This window comes from Bradyrhizobium yuanmingense (assembly GCF_025200905.1).
Lineage (GTDB): Bacteria > Pseudomonadota > Alphaproteobacteria > Rhizobiales > Xanthobacteraceae > Bradyrhizobium > Bradyrhizobium yuanmingense.
In genome coordinates, this window is record NZ_CP104173.1 from 425,018 (window position 1) to 439,429 (window position 14,412).

A 14,412-nucleotide genomic window follows, 5' to 3' on the forward strand; every position below is an offset into this window, starting at 1 on the left:
AGATTGATCCGCCTAAAGCATGATCCGGAAAAGTGCGAAGCGGTTTTCCGGAAAGATCATGCGTAGACAACTTTAGTTCCTCAGCGCCGCCAGCAGCTCGTCCGGCCGCTCGGCCATGATCATGTGGCCGGCGCCGGGCACCACAACGGTCTTTGCATGCGGGATCGCCGCGGCGAGCGCCTTGCCGGCCTTCGCCGGCGTCATCATGTCCCGCTCGCCGAGGATGAGCGTCGTCGGCACCTTCACGGTCGCCGCAGCGGCAAGCGCATTCGTATAGGAGTTGCAGGCCGACAGATCCCTGAACAGCACGCCCGGCTCGCATGCCCTGAGCACCGCCTGCGCGCCGCCATGCATCCACAGGCCCGGCGCCAGGCTGCCGCCGAGCTCCGCGTTGAAGCCGAGGCCCCAGATCGAGACCATGTCGTTGGCATCCTGCGAGTTGGCTTCGGCGGCTTTCAACAGATCCGGACCCACCGTCATGGTCGCGGCGGTGCCGATCAGGCTCAGCGCTGACACCTTGTCGGGATGTCGCGCGGCGGTCTCCAGCGAGATCAGCGAGCCCATGGAGTGACCGATCAGATGCGCCTTTGCGGCGCCCGCCGCATCGAGCAGCGCCGCCGTCCAGTCGGCCATCTCGGCGATGCTGCCGAGCGAAGGCCCAGTAGAGCGGCCGTGGCCGGGCAGGTCGGGCGCCAGCACGGCAAAGCCGTGATGGGCGAACCAGCGCGTATGCAACGCCCAGGTCGAATGGTCGAAGCCGGCGCCGTGGATGAAGACGACCGCGGGCAGGGACTTGTCGAAGTCGCGGCCACCGGTTGCGACAAACACATCGGTGCCGTTGACGGAGAGCTTCATGGTGTCAGGCCTTTTGCGAGATGCGCAGCGCTTGGTTGAGGTCGTCGATGATGTCGCTTGCGGTCTCGATGCCGACCGAGAGCCGCACCAGCTCTTCGCCGATGCCGGCCGCCTTGAGCTGCTCGGCGTCCATCTGCTGATGCGTGGTCGAGGCCGGATGGATCACCAGCGTCTTGGCGTCGCCGACATTGGCGAGATGGCTGATCATGCGTAAGCTCTCGATGAACTTGCGTCCGGCAGGCCGGCCGCCCTTGATGCCGAAGGAGACGATCGAGCCGGCACCGCGCGGCAGCAGCGTCTTGGCAAGCTGGTAGTCCGTATGGTCCTCGAGCGACGGGTGCAGCACCCAGTCCACGGCCTTGTTGGACTTCAGCGCCTCCAGCACCAGATGCGTGTTCTGCATATGCCGGTCCATGCGCACGCCGAGCGTCTCGACGCCCTGGAGCAGCTGGAACGCATTGGTCGGCGACAGGCAGGCGCCGAAATCGCGCAGGCCTTCCGTGCGGGCGCGCATGATGAACGCGGCGGTGCCGAACTGCTCGTCGAAGACGATGCCGTGATAGCCGCCATAGGGCTCAGTCAGCACGCCGAACTTGCCGGAGGAGCGCCAGTCGAAGCGGCCGCCGTCCACGATAGCGCCGCCGATCGCAATGCCGTGGCCGCCGATCCATTTGGTTGCCGAATGCATCACGATGTCGGCACCGAGCTCGATCGGGCGGCTGAGATAGGGCGTGGCGAAGGTGTTGTCGATCAGAAGCGGAATCTTGGCCTCATGCGCGATCGCCGCAACCTTCGGGATGTCGAGCACCTCGAGGCCAGGGTTGCCGATGGTCTCGCCGATCACGAGCTTCGTGTTCGGCTTGATCGCTGTGCGGAACGCGTCGAGATCGCGCGGCTTGACGAAGGTGGTGGTGATGCCGAAGCGGGGCAGCGTGTGCGCCAAGAGGTTGATGGTGCCGCCATAGAGCGAGCTCGACGCCACGATGTGGTCGCCGGCATTGAGCAGCGTGGCGATGGCGAGGTGCAGCGCCGCCATGCCGCTTGCCGTGCAGATCGCGCCGACCCCGCCTTCCAGCGCCGCAAGCCGCTCCTCCAGCACGCCGGTGGTCGGATTGGAGATGCGCGTATAGATGTGGCCGGCACGCTCCAGATTGAACAGCGCGGCGGCGTGATCGGAATCCTGGAACACGTAGGACGTGGTCTGGTAGATCGGCACCGCCCGGGCGCCGGTCGTGGGATCCGGATGCTGGCCCGCATGCAGGCTCAGGGTGTCGAAGGCAGGCGGTTTCGGCGCGGGCATGCGTGGCCTCGTTGGTCGGTCGGCGATGCAGCGTTGTGCCATAAAACGGAGCGGTACGTCAGCCCATTGACAGCGCTGGGTTTGAAGCGAGCTCCAGCCGCGCCGGCGGTGCGCTCCCTCGCCCCGTTCTTACGGGGAGAGGGTTGGGGTGAGGGGCTCTCTCCACGAAGATGATGGCAGCTGGACTCGCGGAGGCTCCCCCTCACCCGGAATTTGCTGCGCAAATTTCCGGCCTCTCCCCGCAAGCGGGAGAGGCGAAGAGGCGCCGTCCGCGCTTCACCCCCCGATCGCCTGCTCGATCACCCGCGCCTCCCGCAGCAGGATCTCCGCGACCTCCTGCTCGCGCCTTGGCCCGAGCCTCGTGCGAACGGCGGAGACCGTCATCGCTGCAGCCGGTTGCCCGTCCGGCGTCTTGATCCAGGTCGAGATCGATTTCGTCCCCTGCACCAGTCCGATCTCTCTCATGCCATATCCCAGGCGCCTGGCGGCGGTGACCTCGCCGAGCACGGTCGCGACGTCGGTCCGGTAGGCCTCGAACCGCTTCTCGTTCGCCGCGACGATCTTTCGCGCCTCCTGCGCCGGCATTGCGGCGAGAATGGCAACGCCGGCGCTGGAGACGCCGAGCGGCCGGCGCGCGCCGACCTCGATCGACAGCACCTGGATCGGGTAGACGCCGATCCGGCGATCGACGCAGAGCGTGTCGTTGCCGGTGCGCACCGTCAGGAACAGCGTGTCGCCGATCGCGGCGGACGCGCGCTGCAGCGACGGATTTGCGGCGACCAAGAGCCGCGATGGCCGCGGACGCGCCAGCGCCAGTTCCGGTACCTGGTTGCCGATCGCGTAGCGGCCGCTCCGGCCGTGCCGCTCGACGATGCCTTCCTCGATCAGCACGTGGACGATGCGATGCACGGTGGGGCGGGTGAGCCCGGTCGTGCGGACCACCTCGGCCAATGGCACACCGTCCTCGCGCCCTGCGGCCAGGATGCGCAGCACCGCGAGCGCGCGCCGGATCGCCTGCGCGCCATGTCGCGGCTCCACGGCGCTGCGGGTGGATTTCGTTGCGCGTCGTTTGTCCATAATATGGACAAGAACGCCACAATTCGCTCGACAGGGCAAGCGCGCATCTGGAGATTGCGCTCCGATCGGGATGCCATGCACGAAAGTCTGCGCCCGATATGGAATTGGAAGCGCCGCCGGGAGGTTAACATGAGATTAATCTGGATTGCCATCGCTGCAGCAGCCGCAATGTTGGCGGGACCCGCCTCCGGCCAGCAATGGCCGGCGCGCAACGTCAAGCTGATCGTGCCCTATCCCGCCGGCGGCAATGTCGACAGCGCCGCGCGCATCGTCGCCGACAAGCTCCAGGAAAAGCTCGGCCAACCCTTCGTCATCGAGAACAAGGCCGGCGCCGGCGGCATGATCGCGGGCGAAGCCTTCGCGAAATCGGCGCCCGACGGCTACACGCTGTTCGTCGGCGCCAACGGCCCGGTGCTGTTCGCGACCGAGATCAACAAGCGCGACGCCTACAATTGGAAGAAGGACTTTCTCCCGATCTCGACGATCTCGATGACGCCGCTGGTGCTCGAGGTTCATCCCTCGGTGCAGGCGACCACGCTCAAGGAGTTTCTCGACCTCGCCAAGCGCGAGCCCGGCAAGCTGACCATGGCCTCGCCCGGTCCCGGCACCACCAACCATCTGCTCAGCGAGCTGATGCAGTCGAATCTCGGCCTGCAATGGGTCACGGCGCATTATCGCGGCAATGCGCCGGCCATCAACGATCTCCTGGGCGGTCAGGTGCAGTTCGCCTTCGACCAGCTCACGGTCAGCCTCCAGCACATCAAGGCCGGCCTGTTCCGCGCGCTCGCCGTCACCTCACCGCATCGATTGAAATCGCTGCCCGACGTGCCGACCTTCGCCGAGCTCGGCTACAAGGACTTCGACGGCCAGACCTTCACCGGCCTGTTCGCGCCCGCTGGCACGCCTGCGCCCATCGTCGAGAAGCTGCACGAGACGCTGGTCGTGATCCTCAAGGACCCTGCCATTGCGGACAAGTTCGAGAAGCTCGGCGGCGAAGCCACGCCGATGACGCCGGCCGAATTCAGGGCCTATCTCGAGCGCGAGGACGCCAAGTGGATTCCGGTGGTGCGCAAGGCCAATATCAGGGCGGATTGATCGATGCGGATCGATCCGACCGAGCTCGGCGCCGAGCGCATCTACCGCCTGATGACCGGCATCGTGGTGCCGCGCCCGATCGCCTGGGTGACGAGCTTGTCAGCTACGGGCGTGCTCAATCTCGCTCCGTTCAGCGCCTTCACCTTCGTCTCGCAGAAGCCGCCGATGCTCGCCATCAGCGTGGGCCGCAAGGGCGCCGACTACAAGGACACCGCGCACAACATCCTCGATACCGAGGAATATGTGATCCACATCGCGGATACGCCGCTGATGAATGCCGTGCACGACTCATCGGTCGAGCATCCGCCTGAAATCAGCGAAGTGGAGCATCTCGGCCTGGAGACGCTCGCGAGCGAGCGCATCAAGGTGCCGCGGCTTGCCGCCGCGCCGGTCGCGATGGAGTGCCGTTTCCGGCAGTGCCTCGAGTTCGGTGACGCCAAGAGCCGGCTCATTGTCGGCGAGGTCGTGCTGCTCCATTTGCGCGACGGTCTCGTCAACGACGGCAAGGTCGAGACCAGGGCGCTCGACCCGATCGCGCGTATCGGCGGGCCGCGCTACGCCCGCCTCGGCGAGATCGTGACGCTGGGCAGCGTGTTCCAGACTCCCAAGTCGAAAGACTGAGCGCGCGGGCCTCATCGCCGGCCGCCGCCCCAAGATCATCGGAGGACATACAATGCGACTGCTGAGCTATCTGCTGGACGGCGAGGCGCGCTACGGCGCGGCCGTGGACGGCGGCGTGGTCGATCTGACCAGGCGCATCGGCCGCGACTATTCGGACGTCAAGGCGCTGATCGCGGCCAATGCGCTCGCTGAAGCGCAGGAAGCCGTCGCGGGCCAGAAGCCGGACCATGCGTTGGACCAGCTCGTTCTGCTGCCGCCGGTGCTGGCACCGGAGAAGCTCTGGTGCATCGGCGTCAATTACGCCGAGCGCAATGCGGAGTATAAAGACAATTCGGACCTTCCCAAATATCCCAGCCTGTTCGTGCGCAGCATGTCCTCGATGACCGGCTCCGGTCAGCCGATCGAGAAGCCCAGGGTTTCGGACCAGCTCGACTATGAAGGCGAGCTCGTCATCGTGGTCGGGCAGGGCGGCCGCCACATTCCGCGCGAAAAAGCGTGGTCGCACATCTTCGGCATGACGCTGTGCAATGAGGGCACGATCCGCGACTGGCTGCGCCACGGCAAGTTCAACGTCACGCAGGGCAAGAATTTTGATCGCTCCGGCAGCATCGGCCCGTGGATTGTGACGTCTGACGAGCTCGACCCGCGCGGGCCTCACGACATCGTCACACGCGTGAACGGCGAAGTGCGGCAGCAGGACACCACCGAGCGGTTGATGTTCCCGTTCGACTTCCTGATCTCCTATCTCTCGACCTTCGCCACCCTCAAGCCCGGCGACATGATCGTGACAGGCACGCCGACCGGCGCGGGTGCGCGGTTCGATCCGCCACGCTGGCTGAGGGACGGCGACGTCGTCGAGGTCGAGTCCAGCCGCATCGGCGTGCTGCGCAACACCGTGGCGGCGGAGCAGTAAACGATGCTGGATTCCGCCACGATCGAACGCCTCGCCGCACGTCTCGATGAAGCCGAGCGCACCAAGACGCTGATCCCGATGTTCACCAAGGACTATCCGGAGTTCAGCATCGAGGATGCCTACGCGGTCCAGCGCGCCTGGACGAAACTCCAGCTCGGCCGCGGCCGAATCATCAAGGGCCACAAAATCGGCCTGACCTCGAAGGCGATGCAGAACGCGGTCGGCATCAACGAGCCCGATTACGGCGTGCTGTTCGCCGACATGTTTTACCCCGATGCCACGCCTGTTCCGTTCGACCGCTTCCACGCGCCGCGCATCGAGGTCGAGCTCGCCTTCGTGCTGAAGGCCCCTCTGCGCGGGCCGGATTGCACCATTTTCGACGTGCTCAACGCCACCGACTACGTCACGCCTGCGCTCGAGATTCTGGAGACGCGCATGCACCGCGTCGACCCCGAGACGGGCAGGACCCGCAAGGTCATGGACACGATCTCGGACAACGCGGCCAATGCCGCGCTGGTGCTCGGCGGCCGGCCGATCCGCCCGATGGATGCGGATCTGCGCTGGATCGGCGCATTGCTATTCCGCAACGGCGAGGTCGAGGAGACCGGCCTTGCCGCCGGCGTGCTCAATCACCCCGCCAACGGCATCGCCTGGCTCGCCAACCGCCTCGCACCGCATGACGAGCATCTCCAAGCCGGCGAGGTCGTGCTGGCGGGATCGTTCACGCGTCCCGTCGACATCCGCCGCGGCGACACCTTCCATGCCGATTACGGCGCCTTCGGCTCGGTGTCATGCCAGTTCGTCTGAAGCAATAACAAGCAGGGAGCGCACCATGAGTGGTCAAACGCGGCGCAGGAGCATCCACATCGGCGGCTTCAAGCACGTCAACCCGATTCCGAACGCCTGCCGCATCGGCAATCTCGTGATGTCCGGCGTCATCCTCGGCCGCGATCCCGCGACCAATGCGATGCCCGAAAGCCTGGAGGCCCAATGCGCCAACATGTTCGCCCATATGAAGGCGACGGTGGAGGCCGCCGGCGGCTCGACCTCCGACATCATCAAGATGACGGTGTGGCTGAAGGACCGCTCGCAGCGCGGCCCTGTGAATGTCGAGTGGTTGAAGATGTTTCCGGACGAGCATTCGCGCCCCGCGCGCCACGCGCTGCCGATGGACAACATGGATGGCGGCGCGCTGGTGCAGTGCGACTTCACCGCCGTGATCGACTGAGGGAGCGCTTGCATGCCGATGTATCTGCCGTTCGACCCCAACCCGCGCCGTCCAAGCAAGACGCCGCCGCCGAAGACCATCGACAGCCAGTTCCACGTGCTGGGGCCGATCGAGAAATATCCTGAGCGTCCCGGCGCCGCCTATCGGATGCCGACCGCGACCTGGGAAGCGGCGCTGCGCATGCACAAGACGCTCGGCATCGAGCGCGGCATCATCGTGCAGACCACGACCTACGGCGCCGACCACGCCGTCGTGCTCGACGGCCTCGCCGCGATGGGCCCGAACTACCGCGGCTGCGCTAATGCGCTGGTGTTCGCGGAAGCGAACGACGCCTATCTGGCCAAGCTGCATGATGCCGGCGTGCGCGGCGCGCGCTTCAGCTTCCGCCAGGAGCTCGGCGCCGTGCTGTCGGATGCCGATTTCGCCCGCGCCATCGCCCGCATCCGCGAGCTCGGCTGGTACGCCAAGATCCAGCCCGAGAAGGACGGCATCATGTCGAGCGTCGCCAAATACGAAGATCTCGACGTGCCCGTGCTGATCGACCACATGGCGCGCCCCGACCCCGACGCCGGCAGGAACGATCCGAATCTGCGCAAGATGCTGGAGCTGCTCGCCAAGGGCAATTTCTGGGTGATGCTCTCGCTCGGCGAGAAGACCTCGAAAACCGGCGCGCCTTACGACGACGTGATCCCGATCGCGCGCGCCTATATCGAGGCCGCTCCCGATCGCTGCGTCTGGGCCAGCGACTGGCCGCATCCGGTCTCGGTGAAGCAGCCGCCGAACGATGCCGATCTGTTAGAGCTGATGTACCGTTACGCGCCCGACCAGGCGGAGCTGGAGAAGATCCTGGTGCACAATCCGGCCAAGCTGTTCGGCTTTGCGGATTAGGGCATGAGAGGATTGGGCTGAGCAGCTCGCCACGCGCGGTGCGCTCCCTCTCCCGCGTGCGGGAGAGGGTCGGGGTGAGGGCTCTTTCCTCTAGGGGATTGTCCCATTGCGGAGACACCCTCTCCCCAACCCTCCCCCGCAAGCGGGGGAGGGAGCGCACCTTCATCGCCGCGACAATCGGGCCCTCACTCCACCGGCTGCTTCGCGAGCCTATCCCGCACCTCCGCGGCGATCTCGAACGAGCGCAGCCGTGCCGTGTGGTCGTAGATCTGCCCCGTCGTCATCAATTCGTCCGCGCCGGTTTCAGTGATCAGCGCCTTCAGCTTCGCTTCGACCACATCGGGCGACCCGACCGCTGAGCACGACAGCGCTTGCGCAACGCCGGCCTTCTCGGCCGGCGACCACAACGCGTCCATGTCCTCCACCGGCGGCGGCAGCGGCCCCGGCGTGCCGCGGCGCAGGTTGATGAATTGCTGCTGCAGCGAGGAGAACATCCGCTGTGCCTCTTCATCGCTGTCGGCCGCGAACACGTTGACGCCGATCATCGCATAGGGCTTGTCGAGCTGCGCCGAGGGCTCGAAGCGCGCACGATATTCGCGCAGCGCCGGCATCATCATCTGCGGCGCGAAATGCGAGGCGAACGCGAAGGGCAGGCCGAGCATTGCCGCCAGCTGCGCGCCAAAGGTGCTCGATCCCAAGATCCACAGCGGCACCTTGGTCCCCATGCCGGGCACGGCGCGGATCGCCTGGTTCGGCTGCACGTCGCCGAGCAGCGCCTGCAGCTCCAGCACGTCATGCGGAAAGTTCTCGGACGTGGTGGCAAGGTCGCGCCGCAGCGCCCGCGCGGTGAACTGGTCGGTGCCCGGCGCCCGGCCGAGCCCGAGATCGATCCGCCCGGGATAGAGCGATTCCAGCGTGCCGAACTGCTCGGCGATGACGAGCGGCGAGTGGTTCGGCAGCATGATCCCGCCGGAGCCGACGCGGATCGTTTTCGTTCCGCCCGCGATGTGGCCGATCACTACCGACGTCGCCGCGCTCGCGATGCCCGTCATGTTGTGATGCTCGGCCAGCCAGAACCGCTTGAAGCCCCACGTCTCGGCATGCCGGGCCAGATCGAGCGAATTGCGGAACGCCTGCGACGCGTCGCCGCCCTGGCAGATGGGTGCGAGGTCGAGCACGGAGAAGGGGATCATGGGAGGGCTGCCGGTGTGGAGGGGCCGCGTGACGGTGCGCGCTTGCAGGACACACATGTAGTGGCAGCGCGCAGAATAGTTAGAGCACTTGCGGGCCCCTCTTGTCAGCTCATCTGAGAGATGCACGCCGCGAAGACGGCCGTTCACAACACTGTTATTGCAGGCCCTGGCGCCCCTCGCGCCAACTGGGCGTTTTACACCTGGTATTGTAGCTTGCGGGAAGCAGCTGCGCTGCTGCCAGGAGGAACTGACATGACCACGGTCGTCTTCACCCGCCGCAACCTCCTCGCTGCCGGCGGCTCCGTCCTCGCAACGGGCCTTCTGGCAACCGGCGATTCCGGCGTCCTGCTGCCCGCCCGTGCGGCGGGCCTCGCACCGACCGAGTCGATGTCGGGCGGCGCGAACAATTACCGCAAGGGTGCGGCGATCGTGGAGCGGATCGGCAAGGGCGGTTTCTGGATGAGCGGCACCGTGCGCCGCGCCGGCGACGGGGCTCCGCTGGCCGGGCAGCGCATCCAGATCTGGGCGCACACCGTCGAAGGGCGGGAGCACGAGCCGCAGAGCCACGGCGCAACGCTCACCGACAAGGACGGCAGGTTCCGGCTGGAGATGCCGCAGATCATTCCGATCTTCGGCCAGCCGCACGGCCACCTCGCCTATGACAGCGGCGAGTTCAAGACCGTCTTCCTGCGGCCGGTGATGCGGAGCGCCAAGGAGACCAGCCTCGAGGCGCACTTCGTGCTGCAGCCGGCTTGAACCCCACTTGCAGATGACGCGATGGAGATCGGCCCGGGCGCCCCTGATCTGGGTCGCCCTTGGCTTGGCGATCGGCGTGCCGGTTGCGCTTGCTGCGGCCAGCGAGCAGCTGGCATGGCGCGATCCTGTCTACGTTATCGCCGGCTTCGCCGGCATCATCGCCCTCGGTCTCGTGCTCGTGCAGCCCTTGCTGATCGGCGGCTACCTGCCGCGATTGTCGGCCTATCGCGGCAGGCGCGCCCATCACTGGATCGGCGGCGCGCTTGCTCTCGCGATTCTGATTCACGTCGCCGGCCTCTGGATCACCAGCCCGCCCGACATGGTGGACGCACTGACCTTCTCATCGCCGACGCCGTTCTCTCCCTTCGGCGTGATCGCGATGTGGGCCATCTTCGCGGTTGCGTTCCTGGCTCTGCTGCGAAGGCGGTTGGGATTGCGGCCGCGAACCTGGCGCATCATCCATATTCCCCTCGCCATCGTCATCGTCGCAGGCAGCGTGGTCCATTGCCTGCTGATCGAGGGGACGATGGAGACGATCTCCAAGGTGGCACTCTGTGCGCTCGTCCTCGCGGCGGCCGTGAAAGTCATGATTGACCTGCAGGTGTGGCGGAAGCGAAGGACGCCGCGCGGGGAGAATGTCGCGCGGCAATAATCCGCGGATCAGGTCAGCTCCGGCACTTCCCCAGTCCCATCTCTTGTGCGCAGAATGGCGCGCGCCAAGCATCGTCATCGGGCCGGGAGGATCTCGAAATGGCAGAGCAGACCATTCGCTTCGACGATGGTGCCGCCTACGAGCAGATGATGGGAATCTGGAGCCGGTTCGCAGGCGAGATATTCCTTGATTGGCTGGCACCTCCTGCAGGCTTGCGGTGGATCGACATCGGTTGCGGCAACGGCGCCTTCACTGAACTCCTGGTCGAGCGCTGCAACCCCGCCGAGGTCCAGGGCATTGACCCCTCGGCCGAGCAGCTTGCTTTTGCGCGCACACGACCTGCGGCGCGCGTGGCAAAGTTTCACCAGGGCGATGCGATGGCACTTCCTTTCGCCGACGCCAGCTTCGATGCGGCTGTGATGGCGTTGGTTCTGGTGTTCGTTCCGGACCCTGCGAGGGGCGTCAGCGAAATGGTGCGGGTCGTTGTCCCCGGCGGTGCGGTCATGACGTATATGTGGGACATGTTGGGTGGCGGCTTTCCGCTCGACCCGATCTATGACGAGATGAAGGCAATGGGCATTCCGGCAACGCGCCCGCCACGGATGGATGCCTCTCGCATGGAAGCGTTGCGGGACCTGTGGCGAGGAGCAGGTCTCGAGGACGTGCAAACGCGAGAGATTACGGTGCAACGGACGTTTTCAGGTTTCGATGATTTCTGGGCAATCAGTCTGAAGTCCCCCGCGCTCCGGCCTTCCGTTGCCGCCATGAGGCCCGCGGACGTCGAGACCCTCATCGCGCGGGTGCGTGCGGGCCTGCCGGCGCATGCGGACGGCCGCATCACCTGCACTGCGCGCGCGCACGCGATCAGGGGGCGCCGGCCCAAATAGCTCGCACTGTGCGGCCCGTAGGATGGATAGAGCACTTGCGAAACCCATCATCTTCGCCACCGCACGAGTCTGATGGGTTTCGCTGCGCGCGGCAGTGGTCCAGAATCGAGAGGTGAAATCTCTCGCCGCGTCATTGCGAGGAGCCCTTGCGACGAAGCAATCCAGACTGTTTCCGCGGACACATTCCTGGATTGCTTCGCTACGCTCGCAATGACGGAACCTGGCTGCACCGCTTAGCTTGCCGCAGCCTTCGACCGGGCGTAACCTCGCGCAATGCTCGTCACGTCCCCCGATCTGAAAGCGTTCCTGCTGGCGACGCCGTTCTTCGGCGGGCTTTCGGAGGCAGGCCTCGACCTCTTGATCTCGATGCTAGTCGAGCGCCGCTTCGAGGCCGACGCGACCGTTGTGGCCGAGGGCGAGCCGGGACGTTCGATGTTCATCGTCAAGTCCGGCCGGCTGGCGGTGAGCAAACGCACGCATGCGGGCAGGGTCATCCCGATATCGCGTTTGGAGCCTGGCGATTTCTTCGGCGAGATGACGCTGATCGAAATGCAGAACCGCTCCGCCACTGTTATCGCGGAGGCGCCGACCGTGCTGTACGAGCTGACGGCCCAAAAGCTCTATGCCTGCTACAAGGCCGACATCCGCGCCTACGTGATCGTTCTGCAGAACATCAATCGCGAGCTATGCCGGCGGTTGCGCCGTTCGGACGACCGCTTCGCAGCACTGCAAATGAATGGCGACCATTGATGGTGCGCAGTGCGTAGGATGGGTAGAGCCCTTGCGAAACCCATCATGTTTCGTGGCTCGACAAGGAGCAGATGGGTTTCGCTTCGCTCTACCCATCCTACGGGCTACTGAGATCCTCGACGCGCATCACGACTTGTCGTGCGCGTACTTCTCCAGGACCAGCCGATTATACTCGTCCCTGACGGCTCTGCGGGAAACATGTCCCTTCCGGTCCTTGGCGATTTTCAAAAGATCAGGATCGGTCGGTGCTTTTGATTTCCGCCGAAATCTCGCAAGAAGAGGAATCGTCGGCTCCGACATCCTTCCAAACAGGCGGTCGAACCATCCCATCGTGTCCTCCCGGACAGGTCGCGAGCGAAAAGACTAGCACCATGAAACGAGGGGTCAACGTGCCGTGTGGCCGCAACCTTTCGAAGAGGCGCAACCGGAAGGACACCGAGCGCAACGCTTCTGGCCCGTCGGGCAAAACACCGCCTCTCCCGCGCAGCCCCCGTCAATCCCTTCCCGCAAATATATTCCACTTTACCGAAATTCGGAATTGCAGTATCCTTCGCTCATCCCGGCCCAGGGAGAGGGGCGATCGTACGTCGTCACGAACGAGGGCCAGGGTGCGGTGGACGCGGCTGCGTCGGGCACGCGGGGCGGGACCAGGGCGAGATGAACCTCGTGAGGTCTCACAGCGTGCGGAACGGACGGCGCCAACATCCGGCGAAGCCTCTTGGCGGAGCCGGAAGCTGCGTACGGCAAAACCGTGTGGTCCTGACCGTCGTTGCTACGGTCAAGCCTTGCGGAGATGCATCTGGGCTCAACCGGGCCTTGAGGCATCGTCAATTCGCGAGGTGACGGAGGCCAGAAGGAACTCGGCTCCGGGGAGAGCAGGCATAAGCCGTCAAACCACCGCGCAGGGAAGGCCGTGTGTTGGGCTTCACCTGTATGCCGCTGTGCAGTTTTCTGCGTGTGCTGTCGCACAGCGGACCGTGCGTGCCAGCCGGCACCCGGCCTTCCCTGCGCCCTCTTCATAGAAGAGGGACAAGGAAACGAGCAAAACTCGGGCGTTTCGGGCCGCGAGAATGCCAAGCCATGTGTGGAAGACTGACGAAACGACCGAGCTTGCTCTTCTCGCCCGTGAGGATCAGCGGCGCGCGGCGATCGCCGTCAGCTCCAGCTTGACGCCCGGGCCGAGATCCGCAACGCCGATCGCGGCACGCGCCGGCAGATGCTCCGCGGTGAAATAGCGCTTCCACACCTGGTTGAACGCGGCCTTCTCAGTGAGGTCGGCCACGAAGATCGTCACCTGCAGAACGCAGGAGAGATCGGAGCCGGCTCCCTCGAGCAGGGTCCTCAACTGGCGCAGCACATCGTCGGCCTGGCCCGCCATGTCGAGCCGGGCATCTTCAGGGACGATGCCGCCGAGATAGAGCACGCCATTGTGCTCGACGATCTCGTGGAGCAGTCCTTCATAGGGCAGGGAGCGTGTGATCACGATCGCATCCATGGGTGTTGCGGGCGCGCTGGCCAGGCACAAGGCTTGGTTCAACAAGGCTTGGTTCAACACGGCTCGCGTCCGTGAGGAAAGCTGGTGCTGCCAGACAGGATTGAACTGTCGACCTCTCCATTACCAATGGAGTGCTCTACCACTGAGCTACGGCAGCATGTGCTGGGACAAGAATCGGCCGCCCGAGGGGCCTACCAAGCGGGCCGATATCTGCCACAAGCCCCCCTCCTGCGCAAGCTTGCTAGCCCCGCCAAAACGAGAAAATCGGCCCGATATCGGCGTCAAAATGCCCGTTTTCGCGCGAAACGACCGAGTTCACGCCGATTCACGGTCTGATATCCCTGCCCAACTGGTCAGTTGGCCGGGGAGCCGGATTCGATCCATCTCGCGTTTCGCAAGGGTCCTATCGCCTCACCCTCTTGAGCTGCCACACTTCGATGGCATCCTGTGGCCGATTGCTGTGATGGAGCCGCGATGGGCGACGAGACTGACAAGAGCGCGAGGCAGGCGAGGGCGTCCCGGGACGACCGGCTGAAATCGGCGCTGCGCGAAAACCTGAAGCGGCGGAAGTTGCAGGCGCGCGAACGCGCCGCAAGCACCGACCCCTCGCAGAACGACGATGGTTCCCTAAATGAGGGGGCCGCCGGCAAGACCTCTCGTTGAACGCCGGCGGCTGGAGATTTTGGAGTGCATGCAGTGGCC

The 14,412-nt window shown here is 65.2% G+C and carries 17 protein-coding genes and 1 tRNA gene; 11 read left to right on the forward strand and 7 right to left on the reverse strand.

The window, feature by feature from the left end:
- Positions 1 to 72: 72 nt before the first annotated feature.
- From N2605_RS01975 to N2605_RS01985, 3 genes are all read right to left on the reverse strand, one after another.
- Positions 73 to 855, reverse strand: a complete 783-nt coding sequence (locus N2605_RS01975) for an alpha/beta fold hydrolase (RefSeq protein ID WP_036026951.1) — start codon at positions 853 to 855, stop codon at positions 73 to 75.
- 4 nt (positions 856 to 859) lie between these two features.
- The gene (locus N2605_RS01980) at positions 860 to 2,155 is read right to left on the reverse strand and encodes an O-acetylhomoserine aminocarboxypropyltransferase (RefSeq protein WP_225113382.1); all 1,296 of its coding nucleotides are present in this window, start codon (positions 2,153 to 2,155) and stop codon (positions 860 to 862) included.
- A 276-nt stretch (positions 2,156 to 2,431) separates the two neighbouring features.
- Positions 2,432 to 3,232 carry an IclR family transcriptional regulator gene (locus N2605_RS01985; protein WP_036014389.1) on the reverse strand — a complete coding sequence of 267 codons (801 nt, stop codon included), beginning with the start codon at positions 3,230 to 3,232 and terminating at the stop codon, positions 2,432 to 2,434.
- A 129-nt stretch (positions 3,233 to 3,361) separates the two neighbouring features.
- Between N2605_RS01985 and N2605_RS01990 the strand changes: the two genes are divergently transcribed.
- Genes N2605_RS01990 through N2605_RS02015 form a run of 6 tightly spaced genes read left to right on the forward strand, consistent with a single transcriptional unit; the run spans position 3,362 to position 7,977 of the window.
- Positions 3,362 to 4,327 (forward strand): Bug family tripartite tricarboxylate transporter substrate binding protein, encoded by a 966-nt coding sequence (locus N2605_RS01990; protein ID WP_260345680.1) that lies wholly within the window; start codon positions 3,362 to 3,364, stop codon positions 4,325 to 4,327.
- Between the two features lie 3 nt (positions 4,328 to 4,330).
- A complete protein-coding gene (locus N2605_RS01995; RefSeq protein ID WP_225144929.1) occupies positions 4,331 to 4,948 on the forward strand; it encodes a flavin reductase family protein in 618 nt (205 codons plus the stop codon).
- A 52-nt stretch (positions 4,949 to 5,000) separates the two neighbouring features.
- A complete protein-coding gene (locus tag N2605_RS02000) occupies positions 5,001 to 5,861 on the forward strand; it encodes a fumarylacetoacetate hydrolase family protein (protein WP_260345681.1) in 861 nt (286 codons plus the stop codon).
- A gap of 3 nt (positions 5,862 to 5,864) precedes the next feature.
- Positions 5,865 to 6,668: a 2-oxo-hept-4-ene-1,7-dioate hydratase gene (gene hpaH, locus N2605_RS02005; RefSeq protein WP_225126912.1), complete on the forward strand. Its 804-nt coding sequence runs from the start codon at positions 5,865 to 5,867 to the stop codon at positions 6,666 to 6,668.
- A 25-nt stretch (positions 6,669 to 6,693) separates the two neighbouring features.
- Entirely contained in the window at positions 6,694 to 7,089 is a 396-nt protein-coding gene (locus N2605_RS02010) for a RidA family protein (RefSeq protein ID WP_225126910.1), read from the forward strand.
- A 12-nt stretch (positions 7,090 to 7,101) separates the two neighbouring features.
- The gene (locus tag N2605_RS02015) at positions 7,102 to 7,977 is read left to right on the forward strand and encodes an amidohydrolase family protein (protein WP_225189549.1); all 876 of its coding nucleotides are present in this window, start codon (positions 7,102 to 7,104) and stop codon (positions 7,975 to 7,977) included.
- A 185-nt stretch (positions 7,978 to 8,162) separates the two neighbouring features.
- Here N2605_RS02015 and N2605_RS02020 read toward each other — a convergent pair whose 3' ends face one another.
- On the reverse strand, positions 8,163 to 9,170 hold the full coding sequence (locus N2605_RS02020; protein ID WP_260345683.1) for an LLM class flavin-dependent oxidoreductase: 1,008 nt from the start codon (positions 9,168 to 9,170) through the stop codon (positions 8,163 to 8,165).
- A gap of 252 nt (positions 9,171 to 9,422) precedes the next feature.
- On the opposite strand from N2605_RS02020, the gene N2605_RS02025 reads away from it, so the two are divergent.
- The 4 genes from N2605_RS02025 to N2605_RS02040 all read left to right on the forward strand — a co-directional run bounded on the left by N2605_RS02025 (position 9,423) and on the right by N2605_RS02040 (position 12,215).
- Complete coding sequence (locus tag N2605_RS02025) at positions 9,423 to 9,926, forward strand: peptidase associated/transthyretin-like domain-containing protein (RefSeq protein ID WP_225140537.1); 504 nt, start codon at positions 9,423 to 9,425, stop codon at positions 9,924 to 9,926.
- A 13-nt stretch (positions 9,927 to 9,939) separates the two neighbouring features.
- Positions 9,940 to 10,578, forward strand: coding sequence for a ferric reductase-like transmembrane domain-containing protein (locus tag N2605_RS02030; protein ID WP_225113376.1), 639 nt, complete (start codon positions 9,940 to 9,942; stop codon positions 10,576 to 10,578).
- 98 nt (positions 10,579 to 10,676) lie between these two features.
- Positions 10,677 to 11,465 (forward strand): class I SAM-dependent methyltransferase, encoded by a 789-nt coding sequence (locus tag N2605_RS02035; protein ID WP_225113375.1) that lies wholly within the window; start codon positions 10,677 to 10,679, stop codon positions 11,463 to 11,465.
- Between the two features lie 273 nt (positions 11,466 to 11,738).
- Entirely contained in the window at positions 11,739 to 12,215 is a 477-nt protein-coding gene (locus N2605_RS02040; protein ID WP_225172149.1) for a cyclic nucleotide-binding domain-containing protein, read from the forward strand.
- 126 nt (positions 12,216 to 12,341) lie between these two features.
- Here the strand turns inward: N2605_RS02040 and N2605_RS02045 are convergent, their stop codons facing one another.
- The 3 genes from N2605_RS02045 to N2605_RS02055 form a co-directional block, all read right to left on the reverse strand.
- Positions 12,342 to 12,545, reverse strand: a complete 204-nt coding sequence (locus N2605_RS02045; RefSeq protein WP_036026980.1) for a hypothetical protein — start codon at positions 12,543 to 12,545, stop codon at positions 12,342 to 12,344.
- Between the two features lie 802 nt (positions 12,546 to 13,347).
- Positions 13,348 to 13,698, reverse strand: a complete 351-nt coding sequence (locus N2605_RS02050) for a RidA family protein (protein WP_156446945.1) — start codon at positions 13,696 to 13,698, stop codon at positions 13,348 to 13,350.
- A gap of 94 nt (positions 13,699 to 13,792) precedes the next feature.
- A tRNA-Thr gene (locus N2605_RS02055) sits at positions 13,793 to 13,867 on the reverse strand.
- Between the two features lie 317 nt (positions 13,868 to 14,184).
- Here N2605_RS02055 and N2605_RS02060 point away from each other — a divergent pair.
- Entirely contained in the window at positions 14,185 to 14,373 is a 189-nt protein-coding gene (locus tag N2605_RS02060) for a hypothetical protein (RefSeq protein ID WP_036039820.1), read from the forward strand.
- The last annotated feature ends 39 nt before the right edge of the window (positions 14,374 to 14,412 follow it).

What these genes read in the sequence shown, in the direction of transcription:
- N2605_RS02040 (WP_225172149.1), top strand. Translation starts at nt 11,739, where the DNA reads ATGCTCGTCACGTCCCCCGATCTGAAAGCGTTCCTGCTGGCGACGCCG.
- N2605_RS02015 (WP_225189549.1), top strand. Translation starts at nt 7,102, where the DNA reads ATGCCGATGTATCTGCCGTTCGACCCCAACCCGCGCCGTCCAAGCAAG.
- N2605_RS02010 (WP_225126910.1), top strand. Translation starts at nt 6,694, where the DNA reads ATGAGTGGTCAAACGCGGCGCAGGAGCATCCACATCGGCGGCTTCAAG.
- N2605_RS02030 (WP_225113376.1), top strand. Translation starts at nt 9,940, where the DNA reads ATGACGCGATGGAGATCGGCCCGGGCGCCCCTGATCTGGGTCGCCCTT.
- N2605_RS02025 (WP_225140537.1), top strand. Translation starts at nt 9,423, where the DNA reads ATGACCACGGTCGTCTTCACCCGCCGCAACCTCCTCGCTGCCGGCGGC.
- N2605_RS02060 (WP_036039820.1), top strand. Translation starts at nt 14,185, where the DNA reads ATGGGCGACGAGACTGACAAGAGCGCGAGGCAGGCGAGGGCGTCCCGG.
- hpaH (WP_225126912.1), top strand. Translation starts at nt 5,865, where the DNA reads ATGCTGGATTCCGCCACGATCGAACGCCTCGCCGCACGTCTCGATGAA.
- N2605_RS01990 (WP_260345680.1), top strand. Translation starts at nt 3,362, where the DNA reads ATGAGATTAATCTGGATTGCCATCGCTGCAGCAGCCGCAATGTTGGCG.
- N2605_RS02035 (WP_225113375.1), top strand. Translation starts at nt 10,677, where the DNA reads ATGGCAGAGCAGACCATTCGCTTCGACGATGGTGCCGCCTACGAGCAG.
- N2605_RS02020 (WP_260345683.1), bottom strand. Translation starts at nt 9,170, where the DNA reads ATGATCCCCTTCTCCGTGCTCGACCTCGCACCCATCTGCCAGGGCGGC.
- N2605_RS01975 (WP_036026951.1), bottom strand. Translation starts at nt 855, where the DNA reads ATGAAGCTCTCCGTCAACGGCACCGATGTGTTTGTCGCAACCGGTGGC.
- N2605_RS02045 (WP_036026980.1), bottom strand. Translation starts at nt 12,545, where the DNA reads ATGGGATGGTTCGACCGCCTGTTTGGAAGGATGTCGGAGCCGACGATT.
- N2605_RS01995 (WP_225144929.1), top strand. Translation starts at nt 4,331, where the DNA reads ATGCGGATCGATCCGACCGAGCTCGGCGCCGAGCGCATCTACCGCCTG.
- N2605_RS02000 (WP_260345681.1), top strand. Translation starts at nt 5,001, where the DNA reads ATGCGACTGCTGAGCTATCTGCTGGACGGCGAGGCGCGCTACGGCGCG.
- N2605_RS01985 (WP_036014389.1), bottom strand. Translation starts at nt 3,232, where the DNA reads ATGGACAAACGACGCGCAACGAAATCCACCCGCAGCGCCGTGGAGCCG.
- N2605_RS01980 (WP_225113382.1), bottom strand. Translation starts at nt 2,155, where the DNA reads ATGCCCGCGCCGAAACCGCCTGCCTTCGACACCCTGAGCCTGCATGCG.